Raw genomic sequence first — 23,002 nt, 5'->3', positions numbered from 1 at the left:
GAAAATAATCAAAAAAATTATAAAAAAGACAATTAAGAACATGAAATTGTACTTGGCGGTGGTGGTTCGCTAGCCATAGGTTGGGAGTTAGGCTATCTGTTAACATTATCTAATCAAGGTATAGATGTTCGTCATGCAGATTTAATGATAGGTACATCGGGTGGCGCGCAAGTTGCTACAGGATTAACATCTGACAAGAGTTTTGATGTCATTTATGATGAGCAAATTGCGCCTAAATCTAATGAAATGCCGCCAGTTAAAGATATGTCAGGTATCTTCGAAAGATATGCTCAAATATAAGAGCATTCGAATTCACCTAAAGAATGGATTGAGAATTATAGTCTCTACTTACTAGAAGATCATAAATATAATGAGAGCGTACATATTACTCGCTTAGAACATAGAATTAAAGGTACTGAATGGCCATCTAATTTAATGATTACTGCTATTAATACGCGTAAGGCAAAGCGTGTCGCACTAACGTCTGATAGTCAAGTGAACTTGCATAAAGCTATGGCTTCAAGTGGTTCGAGTTACCAGGTGTTTGGCCGGCTACGACGATTGATGGTGACAAACATTTTGATGGTGGATGTCATTCCATGGAGAATGCAGATTTAGCTATAGGTGCTAAGAAAGTACTTATTTTTGCGACGAATTTTCCTACTTCAACTCCATATAAATTAGAAGATGCCATTAAAGAACTCGAAGAAAGTGGCGCTAAAATTAAATTAATTACACCTAGTAAAGCAGTATTTGATAAATTAAATGAACTAAGCGGTAATACAGTAGATCCATCAATACGACCTGACATTTTCAAAGCTAGAGAAACTCAGGCACTTGAAGATGTAGAGATAATTAGAAACTTTTGGAATGAATAAAAGTGATATTATAAACGATGTTCGAATTTGGAATGAACGACGATTAGTATGCTTAAATTAAACAATTTCTTGTGTGGACGTTGTGATTTCCAATGTTCTTTATTAGGTTCTTAATTAGTAACAATATTTAGAAGATATTTGGGCAATAGTATTAAATGTAAAAGAGAGGAGCATGAACAATGCATAATCGTTTCAATCATATTCAACCACCCAATCAATTTAAATATAGAGAGGGCCGAACTGTGTTAAAACAACAATATGATTTTAAATGTGACAATCGAATTTATTTTGGTGAAGATATATTTCGAGATTTGCATAATCATTCATATCGCTTGTATGTAGATGTACTTTCACCAATTGGTGATTATGGTCTTGGATTAGATTTTAACGAAGTAGATGCAATTTATAATAAAGTGATTGAACCTAAATTGAATCATCAACTCATTAATGAAACGTTGCCTGATATGAATACGACTGCTGAAAATATTGCAATGTGGATTTGGGACGAATTTGAACAACATCTTCCGGGTGAACATTGTATGTATGCGTTACAGCTATTTGAGACTGACCGCCATGGGGTAAGTCTAAATCGTTCCATTATAAAGCCTTAAGTCACTACTTATAAAAAAGAAGGGTTCTCAATTTTGCCTTTTGAATTAAGCACTATTTATATAAGTAATTAAAATTTAAATATTTTGATTATATATGTATTATTGATACAATTAGTATAGTAGCAAGTCTAAAATTTTTTATTTTGGAGGAACATATTTGGGGACCGCACTTAGTCTTATTACTTTTATATTATTATTAGTCCTAACGGCTTTTTTCGTGGCGACAGAGTTCGCTATTGTTAAAGTCAGAGAAACAAGAATTGCACAATTGTCTAATGCAGGTGAGAAGAAAGCGATTGCCGCAAAAAAGGTTGTCGATCATCTTGATGAATACTTAGCTGCCTGTCAATTAGGTATTACCATTACCGCACTAGGTATCGGTATGGTAGGAGAATCTACATTTGAATTTATATTACATCCTTTATTCAGCAGTATTGGTATTCCTGAAGCTTGGATACATCCATTCACAATTGGTGGCGCATTTGTTATCGCGACATTTTTACACGTTGTTGTAGGTGAAATGGCACCTAAGACGATTGCTATCCAAAAGGCAGAATATATTACATTGCTTTTTGCGAAACCGATTATCTTTTTCTATAAAATAATGTATCCATTTATTTGGATATTAAATGGTACAGCACGTTTGATATTAAAAATGTTCAATATGAAACCTGCTAAAGAAAGTGAAGTCTTCCATTCTGAGGAAGAACTGAAACAATTAATCCACGATAGCCATGAAGGTGGCGAAATTAATGATAGTGAGTTACATCATATTAACCAAGCATTTAAGTTTGATAATTTAGTCGCAAAAGATATTATGATTGATGAAAAACATGTTAAAACGCTAAACTTAAATACGAGTTTTGATGATGCAATTCAACAAATTAAAATAGATGCGTTTACAAGATATCCAGCTGTTAAAGATGATCAAATTGTTGGTTTCATACATTCCAAATCATTGTTCAACGTGGAACAACCATCTAAACTAGAGACGTTCGTTAATCCAATTATTAACGTTAAAATGAATACACCATTGAAACACATATTAGAAATGATGAAAAAGAGAAAAGTGCATATCGCAGCAGTTTATAATGACGCTGATTTCAAGGGAATCATTACTTTAGAAAATATTCTTGAAGAAATCGTTGGCGATATCGAAGATGAATATAATTAATGTGAATTTAGTCTTATATAATTAATATTATTATTATGTCTTATTATGACCCTATTATTGAGATTTTAAAAATCTTGATGATAGGGTCTTTTTTAAAATCAAAATTAATTAAATTCAAAAACAGTGACTTATAAATTAACTTGTAACTATAATGGTTACATGAGGTGAGAAGATTGAAAATTAGTAGTCGTTTCACTGTGGCTGTGCATATTCTAGCACTAGTCAAAGTTGAACAGTCGCAACCATTAACGTCCTCTTGGATTGCTAGTAGTGTGAACACTAATGCTGTAGTAATTAGAAGATTAGTAGGTAAATTAAAGCAAGCGAATTTAATCGAAACACAGCAAGGGAGTGGTGGCATTCAACTGCGAAAACCTTTAACAGACATTACATTACTTGATGTGTATCAAGCGGTGGAAGTCGTTGACGAAGGCGAATTATTCCAAATGCATGAAGACACGAATATAAATTGTGTTGTAGGTGCCAATATCCAGAGTGTGCTTGAAATCATTCTCTTACGTGCACAAGATGCGATGGAAGGTGTCTTGGCTAATGTCACAATGGATGATATTGTTACAGGTATCTTGCAACGAAACAGATAAGTCGTCATCCGTTATATCTTACATGTAACTGTTATGGTTACAAGCACAAGTGCGATAATGAAGCTGTCTCACAACGACCTAATTGACTGACATCACCATAAATATAAAAATGTGGAGGAATAAATCATGAAAATTGGTATTATCGGAGCAACAGGTAAAGTTGGAAATAAAGTATTAACAGAAGCACAAGCATGTGGTCATGAAGTCACTGCAATTGTTAGAAATGCGAGCAAACTAAATGATCAAGATGTGAAAGTGATTGAAAAAGATATTTTCAGTTTAACAGTAGATGACATCAAAGATCTTGATGTTGTTGTAAATGCATTTGGTGCGCCATTAGGTGAGGAAGAAGCCCATGTAGAAGCGGGACGCGCTTTAATTAAATTGCTTAAAGAAGTAGATACAAGAGTGATTGTAGTAGGTGGTGCAGGTAGCTTATTCGTAGATGAGGCACATACAACACGTGTACTTGAAGCACCAGATTTCCCAGATATGTTTAAACCAACTGCTAAAGGTCAAGGACGTAATCTCCAAGATCTTCAAGATAGCGAGGGCATTACTTGGACATTTGTTAGTCCATCAGCAGAGTTCGATGCAGAAGGTAAACGTACAGGTTCTTATACATTAGGTAAAGATGAATTGCTTGTAAATAGTCAAGGTAATAGCTACATTAGCTATGCGGATTACGCTATTGCAATTGTAGACGAAGCTGAAAATGCAGCTCACATTAACGAGCGATTCACAGTCGTTGGCGAACAAGTATAATATATTGAACGATTAATTTTAAAGCTAAATGATTATTGTCTGAGAATAAGCAAACGAAAGACGTGGAACAGAATTCTTTATGAATTCATTGTCCCACGTCCTTCGTCTTTTCTATGTCTAATAAAGTAGTTGTTAATTCATATCTTGTTTCATTCCGGATTTCGCCATTTGGATAAATGTCTTAGCTGCTCTAGATAGTGGTTTTTTATCATTTTCTTTGTATGCTAATACGACTCGATTGTAATAGTGGTGTGGGTTCAATTGGACAAACGTGCCATTAAAACGATGAGACGTCATATCTTTAACACTCTTAGGGACAAATGTGATTGCGGTACCTTCATTGACGAGACGAAGCGCATTCTCGACACTAACAGTTTCCATCATCATTTCAGGCTTGAGCAAGATAAATTTCTCATTATCTAACAAATGAAATGGAAATTCACCATCATCAGCGTGTGCTTTAGCTTGTTCGATAAGCTGATGTCCTGGAGGTAACGCTAAATATACATTTTCTGTGTATAAAATATCATAAGATAAATCTTCGGTATATAACGGTAATATCGTCACACCTATATCCACTTTTTGATCGGAAACAATTTGTTCAATTCGATGTGTCACTTCTTCTACTAATTCAATCTCCACGCCCGGGTAATGTTCTATAAACTTTGGCAAGATACTATAAAGCGTATGTGTAGCTAAAATAGTATTAACACCTATACGGATACGCCCTTTTTCAAATTAGAAATTGTCTGCAATTCATCACGCATTCGAGTATCAATATCCTCAATTTCATGTAAATAATCTAGAAATCGCTCAGCTGAATACGTAAGTTCTAGCGGGTTGCTGTCCCGGTTAATTAATGTCACACCTAAATCATTCTCAACGTCTTTAATATAACGGCTTAAATAGGGTTGAGAAATATAAAGGTGTTTGGCTGCGTGTGAAATACTGCCGTAACGTTGAATGGCTTCTAAATATTGAATTTTATTTTTATAGGTCATATCGATGTCCTCCTTTTTAATGATATTGCTGACCAAGTTCAATTGAATTTAACAGCCGTGACACAATATAACCAATTTGTAGAACTTTCTTATGATGTTCAATATGACTAATATTTAAATAGTTTAGGTCAATTCATTGTAATTTTTAATATAAGTATTGCTATACTTGTTAATAATACACATAAAGGAGGGGATTAAATGTTTCTTGCATGGAACGAAATTAAACGCAACAAGCTTAAATTCGGATTAATTATAGGCATTCTAGTATTAATTAGTTACTTACTCTTTTTACTATCCGGGTTAGCAAGTGGTTTAATTAATATGAACACTGAAGGCATCAAGAAATGGAAAGCAGATGCGATTGTTTTAAATAAAGATGCCAACCAAACGGTTCAACAATCTGTCTTTAAATCGTCTGACGTTGAAGGCAAATTTAAAGAAGAGGCACCGTTAAAACAAATTGGCGTTATTGCATCGAACGGAGATAGTGAAGAGAATGCATTACTCTTTGGCGTAACATCAAACTCATTCTTGATTCCAATGATTGAGGAAGGCAAAAAATTTAATAAAGATAATGATGTCGTGATCGATCAATCATTGAAAGACAAGGGATTTAAGGTTGGTGACACCATCACGCTATCTCAATCTGATGAGAAACTACATATCGTTGGCGTATCAGAAAGTGCTAAATATAATGCTTCTCCTGTTATTTTCGCAAATGACAAAACGATTGAAAAAATTAACCCAGCATTATCATCAGATAAAACCAATGCTGTAGTTGTAAAAGACAGTAATTGGAAAGATAAAAATGTTGATAAAGATTTAGAAGTTATAGGAATAGATGACTTTGTAGAGAACCTACCAGGCTACAAACCACAAAACTTAACAATGAACTTTATGATTACATTCTTATTTGTTATTTCTGCCACAGTCATTGGCGTATTCTTATATGTCATCACGTTGCAGAAAAAGAATTTATTCGGAGTACTAAAAGCTCAAGGATTTACGAATGGGTTCTTAATGAAGATGGTGTTAGCACAAACCTTTATATTAGCCTTAATCGGTACTTTGATTGGCTTAATACTGACATTACTGACAAGTTTAGTCTTACCTGAAGCGGTACCTGTCCAATTTAATATCGGTACACTCATTATCTTTGGTATCGTTTTAATACTAACATCTCTTGTTGGTAGCTTATTCTCAGTATTATCCATTAGAAAAATAGACCCACTCAAGGCGATCGGGTAAGGAGGTACCACCATGTTAAAATTTGATGAAGTGACTAAAGAATTCCAAGATGGTAATCATACAATTGAAGCAGTTAAACCGACATCTTTATCTTTTGAAAAAGGTGAACTTATAGCTATTGTTGGCCCTTCCGGTTCCGGTAAGAGTACGTTCTTAACAATGGCTGGTGCGTTACAAACACCAACATCCGGTGAAATATATATTAATGATAAGAAAATCTAAAAAATGAGTCAGAAGCAATTAGCTAAAATGAGAATGAAAGAAATTGGCTTTATATTACAAGCGACGAACTTAGTCCCATTCTTAACAGTAAAACAACAATTCCATTTATTGAAGAGTTATAAAAAAGATGTGTTAAGTACTGAAGAATATGATAAATTGTTGAACGATTTAGGCTTAAAAGAAATTGAGAACAAATTACCCTCTGAAGTGTCAGGAGGACAAAAACAACGTGTCGCGATTGCTAAGGCAATTTATACACAACCTTCTATTATTTTAGCTGATGAGCCAACTGCATCGCTCGATACTGAAAATGCGATGGCAGTTATGGAAATCTTAAAAGAACAATCTAAACAACGTCATAAAACGTGTATTATCGTTACACATGATGAACGATTAACCAAGTTCTGTGATAAAGTCTTCCATATGGAAGATGGACGTTTAAAAGAAAAATAATTAAAATAAAACTCCCTCCAAGTAAGCTTTGAAAATCATGGCTACTTTGAGGGAGTTAATTATATTACTTGATATTACTAGATAAAGTTAATTAACATCTATTTATCTTTTAATTCTTTTTCTAAATCTTTTTCATCTTCCATGGCGATTGTCGCTTTTTCAGATTCTTTTCGATACTTTTGATACATGATGACAAGTACGATTGCCCAAACTGGTGCGAATAGTACTGCAAAACGTGTCGTACTATTAATAAGTAAAACGATAAAGATAAATGCAAAGAAGGCAAGAATGGCATATGCCATGTATTTGCCACCAGGCATTTTAAATTTACTATCTTTGTGTAATTCAGGGTTTCTCTTCACGAAACCTAGATACGCAATCATAATACATGTCCAAATCATAATATTGAGTACTGTTGAGAACGTTGTGATTTGAACGAATACCTTCGTAGCATCTTTAAATACTGCATTTAAAATAATCGCAATACTTAATAAACCACAAGTAAGTAAGATAGCGTAATATGGAACACCATGTTTATTCGTCTTATGTAAGAATGGTGGACCTTGCTTTCTTCCAGCTAAACCGAATAGTGTACGACTGTTAGCAAAGATACCACTATTACATGAAGATGCAGCCGCTGTTAAAACTACAAAGTTAATGATTCCCGCTGCGAATGGAATACCAACCAAACCAAATAATTTTACATATGGACTTTCCGCAGGATCTAATTGATTCCAAGGTACAACTGACATAATAACAGCTAATGAACCAACGTAGAATATTAATATACGGAAAGGTACATTGTTAATTGCTTGAGGAATCGTTTTATATGGATTTTTAGTTTCCCCTGCAGTGATACCGATTAACTCAATACCAATAAATGAGAAGATTGCCATTTGGAATGCCATTAAGAATCCAGATATGCCATTAGGGAAGAATCCACCATGACTCCAAATATTCGCTACACTTGCTGTACCATAATCAGTCTTCATTGCAAAGATGACCATAACAATACCTACAACAATTAATGCGATAATCGTAATAACTTTAATTAGTGATAACCAGAATTCAAGTTCACCAAATAATTTGGCGCTAAATAAGTTCATACCTACAAGTACAAGAATTGTAAATGCAACTGTTAACCAGTTAGGTATTGCTGGATACCAAAATTCAACGTATTTAGCAACGGCTGTTACTTCAGCCATACCTGAAATAATCCAAGTTAGCCAGTATGTCCAACCGACCATAAAGCCTGCCATTGGACCAATATGATGATGGGCGATATCACCAAATGATTTAAATCCTAGATTAGACAATAAGATTTCTCCCATTGCTCGCATAAACATAAATAATACGAAACCAACGATAATATAAGTAAGTAAAATCGATGGACCTGCTAAGTGAATGGATTCACCTGCACCTAGGAATAATCCGGTACCAATCGCACCACCAATTGCAATAAGTTGTATATGCCTATTGCTTAATTCCCTTTGCAGTTTATCTGCCATAATGTTCGTCCCCTTCATGAGTATATATGTGACTTAAAATTATGACTGACTACGAATACTCTGTATGATTAGTTAATTAATTGTATTAAATTATGTAATTAATTTTTTTGTTAAAATTAATGATACCCTATTTATTAATTTTTAATCAATGAATTATACAAATTTTCGTATTAATAGTAAGTGTAAATAAGAGAGGTGTATGATATCATCATGCGTGAAATAGACATTTCTTTGGCTATAATACCTATAATTAAGACTGCCTACTGTCTAAAATATAAAGTTTTTTAAAACATATAATTGTACATATTTGTAAATTGCATTTAAATTATAACTATAGAAAAAAGATAGAAAGTAGGCTAATCATGCTTAATGATTTTAATGAAATATTAGAAGGTCGTAAATCAGTTAAAGGTTTCGACCCAGATTATAAAATTCCTCATGAAGAAATGAATGAAATGATTGCAAAAGCAACGAAAGCACCTTCATCAGTGAATATGCAACCTTGGCGTTTTGTTGTGGTTGAAAGTGATGAAGCGAAAGCTAAATTGCGTCCATTAATTCAATTTAATACAAACCAAAATGATACATCATCAGCAATGATTGTCATTTTTGGGGATTTACAATGCTATGAAGAAGGCGAATATATTTATGAACAAGCGGTTGTCAATGGTCACATGCCACAAGAAGTTAAAGAACAAATGTTACCGATTGTTTTAGAAAATTATAAAAATCGCACACGCCAATCAATGAATGACATTGTTAAAGTAGACAGTAGTTTAGCTGCTATGCAATTGATGTTAGTTGCTAAACAACACGGTTATGATACAAATCCAATTGGTGGCTTTGAACATGAAGAAATCGGTAAAGCGTTTGGCTATGATTTAGAACGTTATGTTCCAGTGATGATTGTCGCAATAGGCAAGAAAGCTAAAGAGGCACACACATCATTTAGAATGCCAGTTGATCGTGTAATCGATTATAAATAATACTTCAATTTAATAATGAAAAAACGCGTAACTGACTGAAAAGATAAGACGCTTATATCAAATTTTTTAGTTAACGTCACTCATGCGGTGAGGCGGGACAGTGTGTTCATTATGAATACTGTTCCGCTTTTTTTAATGAAGAGATGTATAGAGTCAGTGCTAATCATATTTATGATGAAGAAAAAGGGTATAGCTTAAGATATCAAATTGCGAAAAGGGTGATTCATGGATAATAAACAATTAGAGACATTAACACGTATTCAGAAAGGATTATATGAAACAACAAAGGCAGTCTTTCCATTTGATAAACGCTACCGTATTAAGTCATTTGTGCTAGAACGACCAGAAGGCAATATAGTCATTTATCATTCATCAGGTTTAAATGAAGCAGTGACAGATATCCAATTATTAGGCGGCGCTTCATGCGTTTTAATGAATCATGAGCATGAATCATCAGGCGGAATACCTAGTATAGATATACCATTTTGGATTCATCGTGATGATGTAGCAGCAATCAATCGAACGGTACCGATTGATGGACAGTTTGAACAACGTGAGACGATTGCAGATGATTTAGAAGTCATTCCTACTCCAGGACATACGTCAGGTACGACGATGTTTCTGTGGGATAACGGTGAACATCGTTTCCTTTTTACAGGCGACTTTTTATGTGTAGATGATGGGGAATGGCGTACTGTTATTCTCAATTCAAGTGACCGACAAACATCCATTAAAAGCCTGGAATTGATTCAAGACCTAGATTTCGATGCTATTGTACCTTGGGTTGCGATTGAAGGAGAAGGTGCTGTCTTTTTTGTTGAAAATGAGGAAGATAAACGTAAGAGACTACAAAAATTATTGATTGCGTCCGTCGTGGTGAACATACGTAACTCGCATATTAAAACATTGTTATTAGAGGTGATGGTGCATGAATATAAATCGAGGAATCAATCATATCGGACTCACAGTACCTGATATTGAAGCGGCGACAGCCTTTTTCAAAGAAGGGCTCAACGGAAAGATTGCTTATGATAGTCAACGAAAGACGGATGAACCTCGTGGTGGGGAAACAGTTGAACACATTCTTGGTTTAGAAGAAGGGGCATCCATTATTCATAAACGTATGATGGTCTTTGGTAATGGACCGAATATTGAAATGTTTGAATTTAAAGATGCACATCAAGGTCAAGCGCAAACGTTACAAGACATTGGTTTTACGCATATCTCTTTTTATATCGAGGCAGAACACTTTGATGAGGCCGTTAAACAGTTGACGCAAGCTGGAGGTCAACCTATTTCAGAGCCGCATGCGAATACGAAATATGAAGACACTGAAGGTAATCAAACTGTTTATGTAAAAAGTCCGTGGGGAAGCTTAATTGAATTACAAACGGTACCTAATGGATTTTACTATCCAGATGATAGTGAGGCAGAAGTTTTTGTGCCGAAAAAGGTCGACAATTAAAGTAATTTAAACATATCATTATTCATTAATATGACACATTTGTCATATTAAAAAAATTAAGTATTTTCTTCCTTTAAATTAATGTATAATGCCTTTAACAAGCCTTCCAAGTAGCTTGTTAAGCCTAGATATTATAAGGGGTTTAGGGTTATTAGATGTATGCAATTTTAAATATCTATGCTTAAAAAGGGTATAAAATTAAAGACATAAAATTTTGTTTATGTCAACAACAATTTAAGGGAGTAATTTTCATGATTGATATTCAAATTCAAAAATCAGAATTAATCGATGTAATTGAAAATATTGTAAAAGAAAAAGTGTATGTAGAAAGTGACGATGCATGTGAATTTTTAGCGACTGGGATTGTAAATGGTTTGGAAGAGCTTAATAGTGATGAAACACAAGCGAATAACTTGTTAGGACTCAATAGTGAGTTGCAGCACGAAGTCGATGAATCAAATGACGCAATTAAAGTGACCTTATCTGCTGCAGACAGTGCCTCCAGTAGCTCGCAATTTGTTAATAAAGGCGCGGAATAAACATTAGTGATTATTAAAAATGTTAGTGTAAGAACTTTTGATTTTAACAGCAATATACGAATGAAAATAAGCATCACCTATTATGAAAAGCGAATGCTTTTTAATAGGCGGTGCTTATCATGTTATGACGCATTTATGAGAATAATACTTTTAAGATGTTAAATAGAGAACCTATTAATTGAAGAAAAGTACCAGACATAACGAGACCTCCTCTTGATTAAACTTGAAATGTATTAAGCGTTGCGTGTTAAATTCTCACTTTGAACTAAATCATCTGCTAAGTCATGCCAAAATTGTTGTAATTCAGCTCTAGTGCGTTTTGTGTCAGTACTATCTTGGCCGACAAAATCTACATGATCCCAATCATGTTTTGTTGGTGTTACTTGCCAAATACCTTTTTGATTTGTATCCGTTGCTTGTGTATAAGCTTGATTAAATGGATGTTGTGATGAAATAACAGACACTAAGCCATCATTTTCTCGCCATTCTTTTTCAGCTGCTTTACCAATTACATTAGCAGTAAGGGTAAATGGGAAGAATAAATTTAAATCAGATTTTTGACGTCCGAACAACGATGCATGTGTTGATTCTCCTGTGTAAGTTTTATACACAATGTTAGGGTTTAATGATGTTTGACGATTAAGATTTGTCGCACCTTCACGTGTTAAATCATAAAAGCCATTGTCTTTGGTTTGCCATAATTTTGAATCTTTAACACGTTTGACATAGTCAACGTAAGACTCGTTAGGCTGTTGTTTTAGACCCCATTGAGACAGACCGAAGTCTACACGTGAATCTTTATTGCCAAGTACTTTTCCTACGTCAAAGACAACTTGACGAATAAGCGCTTCGTTACCTAATAAATCTGACGCATGTGTGCCGTTATGTGGCGTTCCAAGTGTCGTAATTGATGAAATCATATTATCGTTTTGACCTTGATATAAAGGTGAAATATCGCCACCATGTACACGTTGATATTCTTGTTCTTCTGGATTACCATTTCTTAATAATGATTCTAATTGACGAATCGTTTGACCGCCCATACTATGTCCTACAAGATGTACTTTTTGGCCTGGTTGCCAATCTTTATATACGCCTTCATATGTTTTACCGTAACGTTCATGACCATATTTGGCAGCGTGTGCAGCACCATAATCCACAGTTCCACCTTTAATATAGTAATAAAGTTCGACAGCACGATCGTAGTTACTACCAAACGCACTAATGCTCGCTTCATAAGATTCATAGCCGTTTTCTTCTAAATCCTGGCGTATGTTTAATTTACCGCCCCCCCAATAGTGCGCTAGTACGGATGGGTTTATGTCATCAGTAAAACCATTAAATCCGTGAACTAAAATAATAGGGTCTTGATTTTTATACTGAGCTTGTTTCGCAACTTTATTGGTTTGATCTTTCGTTCCAGTTGCAGCTTGTGATTTAGATTGAGTGTTTGTCGTTGCGACTGCGTTATTTTTAAGTGTATTTAACCCAGATTGTGCATCTTTATTTTGTTTAGAAGACTTATCACCATCTAAAGTAGGGTTAGTTTGCCCATCAATTGAAATATTATTATCGCTATTTTGTGTATTAAGACGATTCGTTACTTCAGAGGTTGTCGCTTCCTTCTTAGTTAACGTTTGTTGCTGAGATTGTGTTGCGGTTTTAAGTGCGTCACCTTGATTGTCGTCATTATCCTTTGGTTGTGATTGTGCTTGTTGATTGTTGACTTTTGGTTTATCTGATGTATTTGATTCTATTGACTGTTGTTGTTCAGTTGATTTAATTGTGTTTGGATTAGTTTCATTTGAAGAAGTATTTGCATCTTCAGATTTAACAACATTTGAATGTAGTTGATTTAATGCTTCTTTTTTATTATCAGACGTTTTATCAGTTTGTGATTGCGTATGTGCAATTGTTTTCTTAATTGTGTCGTCTTCTTTAGAAGCTGTATCAGTTGATTGCGTTGACGGTTCTTCCTGTTTAGATGATTCAGATTGTTGCTTTGTTATGCCGTCGTTAGTAGTTGGTTTAGAAGTTTGTGTATCAGTTGAAAGTGATTGTTTAGAAGTTTGTTTAGCTTCAGTTTGTTGGTTATCGCTATTTGAAGCTGGCTTCTCAGATTTTACAGTGGTACTTTGATGCGTCTCATTTGAAGTTGTAGTAGTTTCATTCGTTGTAGATGCATCGTCAGTTTGATTATGTTCATTATGTAAGCTAGTTTGTGAATTATTTGTATTATTTTCAGTTTGAGACGCTTGCGACTTATCTTGTTCAGTTGATTGAACTTGTCCCTTTTGAGTCGCGTATGTGTCTTTATCCCCAATAGATTGTGCTGACGCCGTTTCAGGAGTTCCCACTTCCTGTTGTTTCTCGGCTGCCTGTGCTGAGCCACCTCCCATGAATAGCAACGTTGCTACTACAACTGATGACGCGCCTACGCTCAATTTACGAATACTAAATCTGTTCTCTCTTGTTTTCATAAACAGCACCTCTATTGTATTTAATTTTTGAAAATGAAAATCTATGAATCCATATTAGATAAATAAATTAATGATTGCTCGTGGCAAGAATTCAAACAATTTGCTAAAGATCGCTTTAATAGCTTCCATAATGACCTCCCTTTCATTTTAAAAGAGAAAGCGTTTACAAAACGAGGTAAAAAAATATGTATTGCGAGGATACCTTAAGTGAAAAAACGTATCTCTTTCAAAGTAATTTAAACAAATAGTAACCTTGCTCACTAACAATTGTCAATGACTTAGTAGGAATCGTTTTTATATGGCAACGAGTTGGAACGATCTTTAAATCATAAAAAAGACTGAAACGATAATCGTTTCAGTCGTAAAATAGCGGAGAGGGAAGGATTTGAACCAACGCGAGCAAAAAGCTCCTACCAATCATAAATGATTGGCCTCTTTAGCCAGGCTTGAGTACCCCTCCATAAATATATTTTACATTTTACCTCTATCACTTTATTTTGTAAACAAAAAATACTTTGCTTTTGTTATTAAATTAAAAAAATAAGTCTAAAGTTTTATTAATTAATACATCTAAAGACGCATATTGTCCGACTAATATCATATAATAATATTGAATAATTATTATATTGAGCGATGTATGTCATGACATAGCTATATAAAAGAAAGGTATTGAGGAGAATAATATGTGGAAATCAAAATTTGGTAAAACATTTATTGCAAGTGTAGTGATTGGAACAACGATGTTTGGTTATGCCGGTCATCATGATGACGCGCAAGCTGTTGGTAACTATTATTATGATGGCTTACATGCAGGTGAGTACTCAGGATATTTAAAAGCTAAAAAGATCAGTAACAGTTCAATTTCAAACAAATATTATCCAAAGGCATCCCAAAGTAATTTGAAATCTATTGGTCGTGTTTCGAATTTAAATGGTTGGAAAGTGGGGATTCCAGAATATAAAGGTCAAGACTCAATGGGTACTGGTACGGTTATTGGTGCGCATACCTTTGTTACAAATGGACATGTTATTGATGATAAATATGGTAAAGCTGCAGCACCAAAATATATTAAATTTCAATTGAATCGTAATGGTAAATCAATACCTTATACTTTTCATGCAAATGAAGTCATTAAGGTACCGCAATATGATATTGCGATAGTCCACACTAAAGAAAATATGTCGAAGTATGCTAAACCAATGCGTATTGCGACAGATTCTGAAATTAAGAAATTGAAATTTAATACACCTCTATATTCATTAGGTTACTCAAAAATTAATGGCGACAATACGAAACCATATCTTAGTAAATTTCGCGTAACACAATTTTCTCCTAATGGTTCAGAAATTCAAACGAAAGACATTTTTAGATCAGGTGCGTCAGGTTCGCCTATGTTAAATAGCAAATATACTACAATGTACGGTATGAGAACGTATGGACACAATTTAGGTGGTACTGCGACCGATATGTATGCTAAGCAAGAAGCTTCTGGAGGAGAGTCTTTCAAAGGATATGCTGGCAAATTTGTTCGTCAACATATTAAGTAATTTGATTGAATAAATTGAATTACAAGCGTTTCGCAATTTATTATACAAAGGGAATAAAGGGTGGAGAGAAATGAAGAGAAATTATTTAATGATTGGTACGCTTACTGGAACAATGTTATTAGCTGGTTGTAGTTTAAGTGATTTTGGACTTGGAAATGAAGCATCCGAAGATAACAACAAATCATCACAAACGGATAAATCGAATAAAGATAGTAATTCGAAATCTGATAATAGCACTAATGATAACAAGAAAAATAATGATGTGAATTCAGTAAACAGTGTTAAAGATTTAAATCAAGCTGAGAAAGTCGCATTAGCGCTAAGTGATGACAGTGTATCTAATGTAGCTATAACTGCCAATGATTTAAAGCGTCATTCATATATTGAAAATAGTAATACTGGGAAAAAGCAACAAAGTATAGATAAATACGAATTACAAGCAACTGGAGAAGCAGTTGAAGACGCACCAGAAGGGATGACATTTTATAGTGCCTCACCTAGCAAAGGATCCTTTGCGACGTTAATCGGTGTGAGTGATGATAAAGTAGCAGTAATAGGTACACAAAGTACAGGCAAATACCGACAATTTATTCAATCTGACTTAGGACATGAACTTGATGTTAAAGATTTATATCATAAATATGGCAAAGATTCAGATTATAAAAAAGTCGCAAAACAAATTTCTATTAGTGGTGGTTCTAATAGTGCACATTCTGCTAATAGTAATAATAAAAATACGAAAGAATACTTTGCTAAAATATGGCTGACAGCACGAAATGACGCAGATGACATATTTAACGGAGAGGACCATACGTATGAACCTGTAGATATGTCCGGTGAACCGATTAATCCATATAATGAAGATGCTTCAGAAGTGTATCCTGAAGGAACCGTTGTATTAAGTCCATCCGTTACAGCTCTAGGTCACATTACTTTTAAAGATAATAATGATGGGACAGTCACATTTTACGATGTACCAAGTCATTTCCAAGACCATCGTTGGACCGAAGATGGCTACTCTAAACAAGAAACAGCTCGAATTTTGAAAAATGGTCAAACAAAGAAGATTAAGAATGCTTCAGATTCAGATATTGAAAAAGTAGCAAGTTACATTACATCTGATACGCCTAGACAACCTGAACATTATGATAGTTCAAATTCAGATGACAGTAGCTCAGAAGACTCTGATAGTAGTTCAAGTGACGAAACGGTGACACGTGATAATGTCATTGATAAAGTCGAAGAATACGAAGGGCATACTTTAGATACGGACACATACACATATAAAGAACCAGAAAAAAATTCTGACGGAGATTGGGGTTTCTCATTTACTGATAAAAATGGTGAATTAGCTGGATCATATATTGTAACCTCAGACGGTAGCGTTACGAAATATGATGAAAACGGCGAAGAAGAATAAACCTTTAAAATAAACAATATAAGGCACCTCGTTAATTTAGCATAGTGATGTTAACCAAATTAACGAAGTGCCTAATTTTATTGTATTTTGGAGATACATAGATGAATTATGTATATTGTTGCGCGTGGGGCCCCAGCAAAGAGATTTTCAACAAGAAAATCTACAAGCAAAGCAAGCTGGGGAAAAGGATCTTAAGTGTTTATACGCTTAAGTAAGTAGTTCTAATGATTAAAATCAAAGAACTGCTTTAGAGCCTTTCCCGCTGAAAAGAGAAATAACTCAAGCAAGCGAAATCTATCTATAAACTACTTTATCGAACACTTTCATTATTTATAAATACCTTTAATCTCATCTAATCTTTCTACAAAACTATCAATATACGATTGTGGTTTCAGAATCTTAGCATGTGGCGCTAATTGATAAGCAATGTAGTACGCATCGAAACGCGTACAATTCACCCATACTGTAATATAATCCTCACTTCGTTCAACAACTTCTTTAATAGAAAATTGCTGTTGGAATTGGTTCCAAAAGTGTGTGTGCATTTGGAATAAAACAGGATTACAAGTGCCATCCTTCTTGAATTTCAAATTTAAAACTTTCACAGACAAGATATCACGAAGTAGAATCGTCTCAATTTCATGATCTTCTTCATACGTAAACCAATAATCATAATGCATATACAAAATAGATAATGGTTTAATGACTATCTTTTTATCTTTAAGCTCGATGCGAACAATACCTTTATTCACAATCGCTTTTTGTAAAATCATAAGATTTTTCCCGGGCAATAATTCCTGTCTAATTTTAAATTGATTTAACGTACTCATTAAAACGTGTTTATCTGAAACCTTCATTGAACTAATTGAGCTAAGTAAAAATTTGTGAATATCGTGATGCAATATGGGTGTTAAACTTTGAAGTTTAATGAGTAAACTAAGGATGCCTAAACTATGTTTACTTTGTGTTTTCTGCTTAAGTTCATATCCTGCCAATTGATGATTATAAACGACTCTAGTATTACTATGACTCCAAAACTTATTTTCATAAAAGAATGTGTTAATAGTTTTAATATCACGCTGTATCGATTTCTTACTCACATCAGTAAATTGATTTAAGTCGTGTTGCGTAACAACGTGACCTTTAAGAAGCAAAGTTAAAATATTGAGTATACGAGTTGATTTATCCAAGAATTGGGTCCCCTTTGCATCAATTCTATATTTACTTTGAAAATTAATTATATAGTATCATATTCTTTTTACGATGTGTATAATTCCAAAATTAAAAAGTAGCGATATATCAATAAACATAAATATTAAGACGACATCCATTCACAAAAGAGTTAATTTATAAATGTTTTATTTAATATTGCATTTAAAAGAAAAAAGTGATAAATTTTTATGTAAGCGGTTACACAAAAGGGGTGGCAAAGTGAGAACGATTAAAGAAGTGGCTCAACAAGCAAATGTGTCAGTAGCCACAGTCTCAAGAGTGATTAATAAAAGTGGTTATGTGAAGGAAGCAACACGTAAAAGAATTGAACAAGTCATCAAAGAATTAGATTATTATCCTAATGAGACTGCAAGAACTTTATTTACCAAAAAATCAAAAACAATTGGACTGCTTTTACCAGATATGAGTAACCCGTTCTTTACAATTGTTGCTAAAGGTGTAGAGGACACAGCAATTCAAAAAGGGTATCACGTCATGATTGGCAATGGTGAAATGCAAGAACATAAAGAACTAAACTATCTAACCACTTTTAAAGTGAATAATTGTAGTGGCGTCATTGTTTCACAGTTATCAACTCAATTTGCCTTTGATCAGTTTAATTCATATCAATTACCCTATGTACTAATTGACCGTGTAACAGATAATCAGCAATGTATAGAAGCGGACCATTATAAAGGTGGGAAACTACAAGCTGAGACAATTATTAAAGGAAATGCACAGCGTGTACTATTGTTGCATCAAGACTTGAATTATCGCTCTTTTGAAGAACGATTTAATGGTGCAAGGACTACTCTAAAGAATCATGACATTCAATTATGGATTGAGAATGAGCATGACATCACAATTGATAAACTGAAAGCATATGTTAACCATAACCATATCGATAGTGTGATATGTAGTAACGACGTAACTGCGCTTAAAATCATGAAATGGTTACATGATTTACACTTCCATATTCCAGATGATGTACAAGTCATTGGATATGATGATATTCCATTAGCCAAGTTATTTTATCCAAGTCTAACAACGATAGAACAACCTGCGTATGAAATAGGGAAACAAGCAGCATTAGGTTTGATTAATCAATTAGAACACAATGACATAACGACGAAAGTCGTATTAGATGTTGATGTCATTCATAGAGAATCTACAAGGAGGAAGAAAAAATGACAAGTATATATGTAGTTGGAAGCTTATCTATTGATTTAGTAGTTTCTACAAATAAAGTACCGAGTAAAGGTGAAACCGTTCTAGGTGAGTCATTCTTTACGACACCTGGTGGAAAAGGGGCAAACCAAGCAGTAGCAGCTGCAAGACTCGGTGATGATGTTTATATGGTAGGACGCATCGGTGATGATGATTTCGGGAATCAAATTTTTACAAACTTAGAAGACAATCATGTTTTAACGGCATTTCTGAAACCCGTTACACATTCTGCATCTGGTACGGCACATATCACTTTATCTGACAATGATAATAGTATCATCGTTGTACCTTCAGCTAATAACTATGTTACGTCAGATTACGCGTTGGAAGCTTTAAGTCAAGCTCAAGCAGGTGACATTGTTTTAATTCAACAAGAAATTCCCGCTGAAACAGTAAGAGATGTCGTATTATATTGCGATGAACACGATATGATATCAATTCTTAACCCAGCGCCATTCCGAGAAGTAGAGGCAGATGTTATTGATAAAGCGACGTACATTACACCTAATGAAACAGAAAGCAATGCGATGTTCCAGACTGATATTGATAAAGCATTAGAGCGTTACCCTAACAAGTTAATAATTACATTAGGAGATAAAGGTGCTATGTATCATAACGGCACTGAAAAGGTTCAAATTGATGGATTTAAGCGAGAAGTTAAAGATACAACAGGTGCTGGGGATACATTCAATGGGGCTTTCGCAGTAGGATTACAAAGAGGATATTCAATTGCACAAGCACTTAAACTTGCGAATTTAGCAGCAAGTCATTCAGTAACAGGTATGGGCGCTCAAGGTGGCATGCCAACCTTTTCAGAAATTGCAGGTGAATTAGATGTATAAAACAGGCATATTAAACAGCGACATTTCAAAAGTACTCAGTGATTTAGGACATACAGATCAAATTGTAATAGCTGATTGTGGGTTACCCGTTCCTAAAGACGTTAAGAAGATTGACCTTGCTTTAACATTGGGACAGCCAAGTTTTCTAGAAGTTTATGAAGTACTTAAGCAACATATGGAAATTGAACACGTAACGATAGCTGAAGAAATGGAAGTAGACAATGCACCTATCTTTGAACAAGTGACAAAGGACTTTTCAGAAATAGAACAAGTTAATCACGAAACATTTAAAGCATTAACTAAAAACGCTAAAACAATTATTCGTACAGGGGAAGCAACGCCATATGCAAACATCATACTTCAAAGTGGTGTCATATTTTAAGGGGTGAAATTAATGATTCAAATGACTAATATCCATAAAGCCTTCGGGGACAACGAGGTTCTAAAGGGTGTTGATTTTACTCTAAAGCTAGGTACAGTGCATGCACTAATGGGAGAAAACGGGGCTGGTAAATCAACACTCATGAAAATTCTAGTTGGGATTCATAAAAAAGATCAAGGTGTTATCACTAATTCTGATATTGAGATCGACTATAACAATCCTAAAGAAGCGGAAGAAAAAGGATTAACATTTATTCACCAAGAATTGAATTTATATCCAGAATTAACAGTGCTTGATAATTTATTCGTTGGAAAAGAAATCAGAAACAAAATAGGAATACTAAATAAAAAAGAAATGAAGCAACAAGCTGAGCAAGTGTTTAAAGAATTAGATTTCTACATTCCATTAAACAAAGTGGTCAAAGATTGCTCAATTGGTGAGCAACAAATGATAGAAATAGCTAAAGCGATGATGACTAAAGCACAAATCATTATTATGGATGAACCAACAGCAACATTAACAGATAAAGAAATACGTCGATTGTTCGACATGATTCATAATTTAAAAGCTAAAGGTGTGGCCTTTGTATACATTTCACATAGAATGGCTGAAATTTTTGAGATTTCAGATGAAATAACGGTGATGCGTGATGGTGTCTCTGTTATGTATGATGAAACGGCAAATCTAACATACAACCAAATTGTTAAAGCAATGGTTGGACGTGAACTAGATGAACAGTTTCCACATAGAACGTATGAACCACAAGATGTTGTTTTAAACGTAAAACGTCTCAATAATCCGCTACATCATATTGAGAATCAATCATTTTATCTTAAAGAAGGTGAAATATTGGGCGTGAGTGGTCTAATGGGGGCAGGTCGGACTGAGATGATGAGAAGTTTATTCGGTGTCGATAAAGCAGATAATGAAATTGAAATTAAAGGACAAACAGTATCTATAACGTCTCCAATCGAAGCGATGAAACATGGACTTGCTTTTATAACTGAGAATCGTAAAGAAGAAGGGTTAATCTTAGACTTCTCCATTAAAGACAATATGGTGTTACCTTCATTATTTAGCTTTTCAAAACATGGCATCGTAGACGATAAAAGTTCTGAGCAATTTGTTGATACGATGCGTAAAAGACTCAATATTAAATCTCCAGGTAGACTGCCGGCCGGCTCATTATCAGGTGGTAATCAACAAAAGGTCGTATTAGCAAAGTGGATTGGTACCGGCGCGCAAATCATTATTTTAGATGAGCCTACACGAGGTATTGATGTCGGAGCAAAAAGAGAAATTTATCAACTTATGAATGAACTCACGGATCGTGGTGTGTCTATTATTATGGTCTCATCTGAATTGCCTGAAGTCATTGGTATGAGCGATAGAGTGATGGTCGTTCATGAAGGTAATATCAAAGGGGATCTTACAGGAAATGAAATTACAGAAAAAAATATTATGACTTTAGCTACAGGGGGAACTTTAAATGAAACAGTTAACAGCTAAAACATCGTTCATGGAAAAGATTATTCCATTTATTGGTTTGATTTTATTAATTATTGTAGTGAGTATTTTAAACCCATCATTTTTAGATTTATCTAATTTACTCAATTTATTAAGACAAATTTCTATCAATGGTCTGATTGCCTTTGGTATGACATTCATTATCTTAACTGGCGGTATAGACTTATCAGTTGGTTCAATTCTTGCATTGTCATCGGCGTTTATTGCATTAATGATTACGAGTGGTGTTGACCCAATAATTGCATTAATTATTGGCGTACTGATTGGTTTTGTTTTAGGTGCAGTAAATGGTTTATTAGTTACTAAAGGAAATATGGCGCCATTTATTGCAACACTTGCGACGATGACGATTTTCCGTGGATTAACATTAGTTATTACTGACGGAAATCCAATAACAAATTTAGGGGATAGTTATTTATTCCAATTATTTGGTAAAGGCTACTTTATCGGTATTCCAGTACCAGCAGTAACAATGATTATCGTGTTTGTGATTTTGCTTATTCTTCTTCAAAAAACAACATTTGGACGCCATACATATGCGATTGGTGGAAATGAAGTAGCTGCTAAAATTTCAGGTATCAAAGTTAATAAAATTAAAATTTTAATTTATGGAATTTCAGGGCTAATGTCAGCGTTAGCCGGAGGCATATTAACATCACGTTTAAATTCTGCACAACCAACAGCAGGTACTTCTTATGAGTTAGATGCCATTGCTGCCGTAGTACTTGGTGGTACGTCATTAACAGGTGGTAAAGGACGAATTGTTGGAACATTAATAGGTGTACTTATTATAGGTGTTTTAAATAATGGATTAAATTTACTTGGTGTTTCTTCATTCTATCAACAAGTCGTTAAAGGTGTAGTTATTTTAATTGCGGTATTAATTGATCGTAAAAAATAAGAGAAAGCAGGA

The 23,002-nt window shown here is 34.3% G+C and carries 23 protein-coding genes, 1 tRNA gene and 1 pseudogene; 19 read left to right on the top strand and 6 right to left on the bottom strand.

What is annotated here, in order from left to right:
- Window positions 1-45 precede the first annotated feature (45 nt).
- From HMPREF3265_RS12960 to HMPREF3265_RS08030, 6 genes are all read left to right on the top strand, one after another.
- A complete protein-coding gene (locus HMPREF3265_RS12960) occupies window positions 46-300 on the top strand; it encodes a patatin-like phospholipase family protein (protein ID WP_324293424.1) in 255 nt (84 codons plus the stop codon).
- Window positions 301-599: 299 nt separating this feature from the next.
- Entirely contained in the window at window positions 600-878 is a 279-nt protein-coding gene (locus HMPREF3265_RS12955; protein ID WP_256323926.1) for a hypothetical protein, read from the top strand.
- A 179-nt stretch (window positions 879-1,057) separates the two neighbouring features.
- Window positions 1,058-1,489 (top strand): 6-pyruvoyl trahydropterin synthase family protein, encoded by a 432-nt coding sequence (locus HMPREF3265_RS08045; RefSeq protein ID WP_037550898.1) that lies wholly within the window; start codon window positions 1,058-1,060, stop codon window positions 1,487-1,489.
- A gap of 157 nt (window positions 1,490-1,646) precedes the next feature.
- Window positions 1,647-2,663 (top strand): hemolysin family protein, encoded by a 1,017-nt coding sequence (locus HMPREF3265_RS08040; RefSeq protein ID WP_070861294.1) that lies wholly within the window; start codon window positions 1,647-1,649, stop codon window positions 2,661-2,663.
- A gap of 173 nt (window positions 2,664-2,836) precedes the next feature.
- On the top strand, window positions 2,837-3,265 hold the full coding sequence (locus HMPREF3265_RS08035) for an Rrf2 family transcriptional regulator (RefSeq protein ID WP_070861291.1): 429 nt from the start codon (window positions 2,837-2,839) through the stop codon (window positions 3,263-3,265).
- A 126-nt stretch (window positions 3,266-3,391) separates the two neighbouring features.
- Window positions 3,392-4,030 carry an NAD(P)-dependent oxidoreductase gene (locus HMPREF3265_RS08030; RefSeq protein ID WP_070861289.1) on the top strand — a complete coding sequence of 213 codons (639 nt, stop codon included), beginning with the start codon at window positions 3,392-3,394 and terminating at the stop codon, window positions 4,028-4,030.
- Window positions 4,031-4,162: 132 nt separating this feature from the next.
- Here the strand turns inward: HMPREF3265_RS08030 and HMPREF3265_RS12950 are convergent, their stop codons facing one another.
- Window positions 4,163-4,705: a LysR family transcriptional regulator substrate-binding protein gene (locus tag HMPREF3265_RS12950; protein ID WP_371106711.1), complete on the bottom strand. Its 543-nt coding sequence runs from the start codon at window positions 4,703-4,705 to the stop codon at window positions 4,163-4,165.
- Window positions 4,706-4,743: 38 nt separating this feature from the next.
- A complete protein-coding gene (locus HMPREF3265_RS12945; protein ID WP_208102765.1) occupies window positions 4,744-5,031 on the bottom strand; it encodes a LysR family transcriptional regulator in 288 nt (95 codons plus the stop codon).
- A gap of 198 nt (window positions 5,032-5,229) precedes the next feature.
- Between HMPREF3265_RS12945 and HMPREF3265_RS08020 the strand changes: the two genes are divergently transcribed.
- The gene (locus HMPREF3265_RS08020) at window positions 5,230-6,279 is read left to right on the top strand and encodes an ABC transporter permease (protein WP_037550890.1); all 1,050 of its coding nucleotides are present in this window, start codon (window positions 5,230-5,232) and stop codon (window positions 6,277-6,279) included.
- A 12-nt stretch (window positions 6,280-6,291) separates the two neighbouring features.
- Window positions 6,292-6,954 (top strand): annotated as a pseudogene (locus HMPREF3265_RS08015) (ABC transporter ATP-binding protein).
- Window positions 6,955-7,052: 98 nt separating this feature from the next.
- Here the strand turns inward: HMPREF3265_RS08015 and HMPREF3265_RS08010 are convergent.
- On the bottom strand, window positions 7,053-8,462 hold the full coding sequence (locus HMPREF3265_RS08010; protein WP_037550886.1) for an amino acid permease: 1,410 nt from the start codon (window positions 8,460-8,462) through the stop codon (window positions 7,053-7,055).
- Between the two features lie 362 nt (window positions 8,463-8,824).
- Between HMPREF3265_RS08010 and HMPREF3265_RS08005 the strand changes: the two genes are divergently transcribed.
- From HMPREF3265_RS08005 to HMPREF3265_RS07990, 4 genes are all read left to right on the top strand, one after another.
- Complete coding sequence (locus HMPREF3265_RS08005; RefSeq protein WP_037550884.1) at window positions 8,825-9,448, top strand: nitroreductase family protein; 624 nt, start codon at window positions 8,825-8,827, stop codon at window positions 9,446-9,448.
- Between the two features lie 225 nt (window positions 9,449-9,673).
- Window positions 9,674-10,423 carry an MBL fold metallo-hydrolase gene (locus HMPREF3265_RS12615; RefSeq protein WP_176743858.1) on the top strand — a complete coding sequence of 250 codons (750 nt, stop codon included), beginning with the start codon at window positions 9,674-9,676 and terminating at the stop codon, window positions 10,421-10,423.
- A complete protein-coding gene (locus HMPREF3265_RS07995; protein ID WP_070485142.1) occupies window positions 10,377-10,913 on the top strand; it encodes a VOC family protein in 537 nt (178 codons plus the stop codon). The genes HMPREF3265_RS12615 and HMPREF3265_RS07995 overlap by 47 nt, the downstream gene beginning before the upstream one ends.
- 251 nt (window positions 10,914-11,164) lie before the next feature.
- Window positions 11,165-11,452 carry a hypothetical protein gene (locus HMPREF3265_RS07990; RefSeq protein WP_070632293.1) on the top strand — a complete coding sequence of 96 codons (288 nt, stop codon included), beginning with the start codon at window positions 11,165-11,167 and terminating at the stop codon, window positions 11,450-11,452.
- A gap of 233 nt (window positions 11,453-11,685) precedes the next feature.
- Here HMPREF3265_RS07990 and lip read toward each other — a convergent pair whose 3' ends face one another.
- Window positions 11,686-13,932: a YSIRK-targeted triacylglycerol lipase gene (lip, locus tag HMPREF3265_RS07985; protein ID WP_070485146.1), complete on the bottom strand. Its 2,247-nt coding sequence runs from the start codon at window positions 13,930-13,932 to the stop codon at window positions 11,686-11,688.
- A 370-nt stretch (window positions 13,933-14,302) separates the two neighbouring features.
- Window positions 14,303-14,392, bottom strand: a tRNA-Ile gene (locus HMPREF3265_RS07980).
- Window positions 14,393-14,615: 223 nt separating this feature from the next.
- Here HMPREF3265_RS07980 and HMPREF3265_RS07975 point away from each other — a divergent pair.
- Window positions 14,616-15,479: a trypsin-like serine peptidase gene (locus tag HMPREF3265_RS07975; protein ID WP_046464629.1), complete on the top strand. Its 864-nt coding sequence runs from the start codon at window positions 14,616-14,618 to the stop codon at window positions 15,477-15,479.
- A 529-nt stretch (window positions 15,480-16,008) separates the two neighbouring features.
- Complete coding sequence (locus tag HMPREF3265_RS13145; RefSeq protein WP_370591665.1) at window positions 16,009-16,899, top strand: hypothetical protein; 891 nt, start codon at window positions 16,009-16,011, stop codon at window positions 16,897-16,899.
- A gap of 326 nt (window positions 16,900-17,225) precedes the next feature.
- Here HMPREF3265_RS13145 and HMPREF3265_RS07965 read toward each other — a convergent pair whose 3' ends face one another.
- Window positions 17,226-18,089: an HTH domain-containing protein gene (locus HMPREF3265_RS07965; RefSeq protein ID WP_070861286.1), complete on the bottom strand. Its 864-nt coding sequence runs from the start codon at window positions 18,087-18,089 to the stop codon at window positions 17,226-17,228.
- Window positions 18,090-18,330: 241 nt separating this feature from the next.
- Here HMPREF3265_RS07965 and HMPREF3265_RS07960 point away from each other — a divergent pair, with 241 nt between their 5' ends.
- The 5 genes from HMPREF3265_RS07960 to rbsC are packed head-to-tail and all read left to right on the top strand — an operon-like array spanning window position 18,331 to window position 22,990.
- Window positions 18,331-19,302, top strand: coding sequence for a LacI family DNA-binding transcriptional regulator (locus tag HMPREF3265_RS07960; protein WP_037550874.1), 972 nt, complete (start codon window positions 18,331-18,333; stop codon window positions 19,300-19,302).
- Complete coding sequence (rbsK, locus tag HMPREF3265_RS07955) at window positions 19,299-20,180, top strand: ribokinase (RefSeq protein WP_033079878.1); 882 nt, start codon at window positions 19,299-19,301, stop codon at window positions 20,178-20,180. The genes HMPREF3265_RS07960 and rbsK overlap by 4 nt, the downstream gene beginning before the upstream one ends.
- Window positions 20,173-20,562 carry a D-ribose pyranase gene (gene rbsD, locus HMPREF3265_RS07950; RefSeq protein WP_037550872.1) on the top strand — a complete coding sequence of 130 codons (390 nt, stop codon included), beginning with the start codon at window positions 20,173-20,175 and terminating at the stop codon, window positions 20,560-20,562. Before rbsK ends, rbsD begins: the two co-directional genes overlap by 8 nt.
- A 12-nt stretch (window positions 20,563-20,574) precedes the next feature.
- Window positions 20,575-22,071, top strand: coding sequence for a sugar ABC transporter ATP-binding protein (locus HMPREF3265_RS07945; protein ID WP_070861284.1), 1,497 nt, complete (start codon window positions 20,575-20,577; stop codon window positions 22,069-22,071).
- Entirely contained in the window at window positions 22,052-22,990 is a 939-nt protein-coding gene (gene rbsC, locus HMPREF3265_RS07940) for an ABC transporter permease subunit (protein ID WP_037550868.1), read from the top strand. The genes HMPREF3265_RS07945 and rbsC overlap by 20 nt, the downstream gene beginning before the upstream one ends.
- Window positions 22,991-23,002: the final 12 nt, after the last annotated feature.

Source organism: Staphylococcus sp. HMSC62B09 (assembly GCF_001839115.1).
In the GTDB taxonomy this organism is placed as follows: Bacteria; Bacillota; Bacilli; order Staphylococcales; family Staphylococcaceae; genus Staphylococcus; species Staphylococcus haemolyticus.
Note: the sequence above shows the minus strand (reverse complement) of the source record. Positions and strands in the feature narration are given on the sequence as shown.

Bases quoted from the DNA above. Each gene is read 5' to 3' on its own strand.
- HMPREF3265_RS12955 (WP_256323926.1), top strand. From the start codon at position 600: ATGGAGAATGCAGATTTAGCTATAGGTGCTAAGAAAGTACTTATTTTT.
- HMPREF3265_RS08045 (WP_037550898.1), top strand. From the start codon at position 1,058: ATGCATAATCGTTTCAATCATATTCAACCACCCAATCAATTTAAATAT.
- HMPREF3265_RS08030 (WP_070861289.1), top strand. From the start codon at position 3,392: ATGAAAATTGGTATTATCGGAGCAACAGGTAAAGTTGGAAATAAAGTA.
- HMPREF3265_RS12945 (WP_208102765.1), bottom strand. From the start codon at position 5,031: ATGACCTATAAAAATAAAATTCAATATTTAGAAGCCATTCAACGTTAC.
- HMPREF3265_RS08020 (WP_037550890.1), top strand. From the start codon at position 5,230: ATGTTTCTTGCATGGAACGAAATTAAACGCAACAAGCTTAAATTCGGA.
- HMPREF3265_RS08010 (WP_037550886.1), bottom strand. From the start codon at position 8,462: ATGGCAGATAAACTGCAAAGGGAATTAAGCAATAGGCATATACAACTT.
- HMPREF3265_RS08005 (WP_037550884.1), top strand. From the start codon at position 8,825: ATGCTTAATGATTTTAATGAAATATTAGAAGGTCGTAAATCAGTTAAA.
- HMPREF3265_RS12615 (WP_176743858.1), top strand. From the start codon at position 9,674: ATGGATAATAAACAATTAGAGACATTAACACGTATTCAGAAAGGATTA.
- HMPREF3265_RS07995 (WP_070485142.1), top strand. From the start codon at position 10,377: ATGAATATAAATCGAGGAATCAATCATATCGGACTCACAGTACCTGAT.
- HMPREF3265_RS07990 (WP_070632293.1), top strand. From the start codon at position 11,165: ATGATTGATATTCAAATTCAAAAATCAGAATTAATCGATGTAATTGAA.
- lip (WP_070485146.1), bottom strand. From the start codon at position 13,932: ATGAAAACAAGAGAGAACAGATTTAGTATTCGTAAATTGAGCGTAGGC.
- HMPREF3265_RS07975 (WP_046464629.1), top strand. From the start codon at position 14,616: ATGTGGAAATCAAAATTTGGTAAAACATTTATTGCAAGTGTAGTGATT.
- rbsK (WP_033079878.1), top strand. From the start codon at position 19,299: ATGACAAGTATATATGTAGTTGGAAGCTTATCTATTGATTTAGTAGTT.
- rbsD (WP_037550872.1), top strand. From the start codon at position 20,173: ATGTATAAAACAGGCATATTAAACAGCGACATTTCAAAAGTACTCAGT.
- HMPREF3265_RS07945 (WP_070861284.1), top strand. From the start codon at position 20,575: ATGATTCAAATGACTAATATCCATAAAGCCTTCGGGGACAACGAGGTT.
- rbsC (WP_037550868.1), top strand. From the start codon at position 22,052: ATGAAACAGTTAACAGCTAAAACATCGTTCATGGAAAAGATTATTCCA.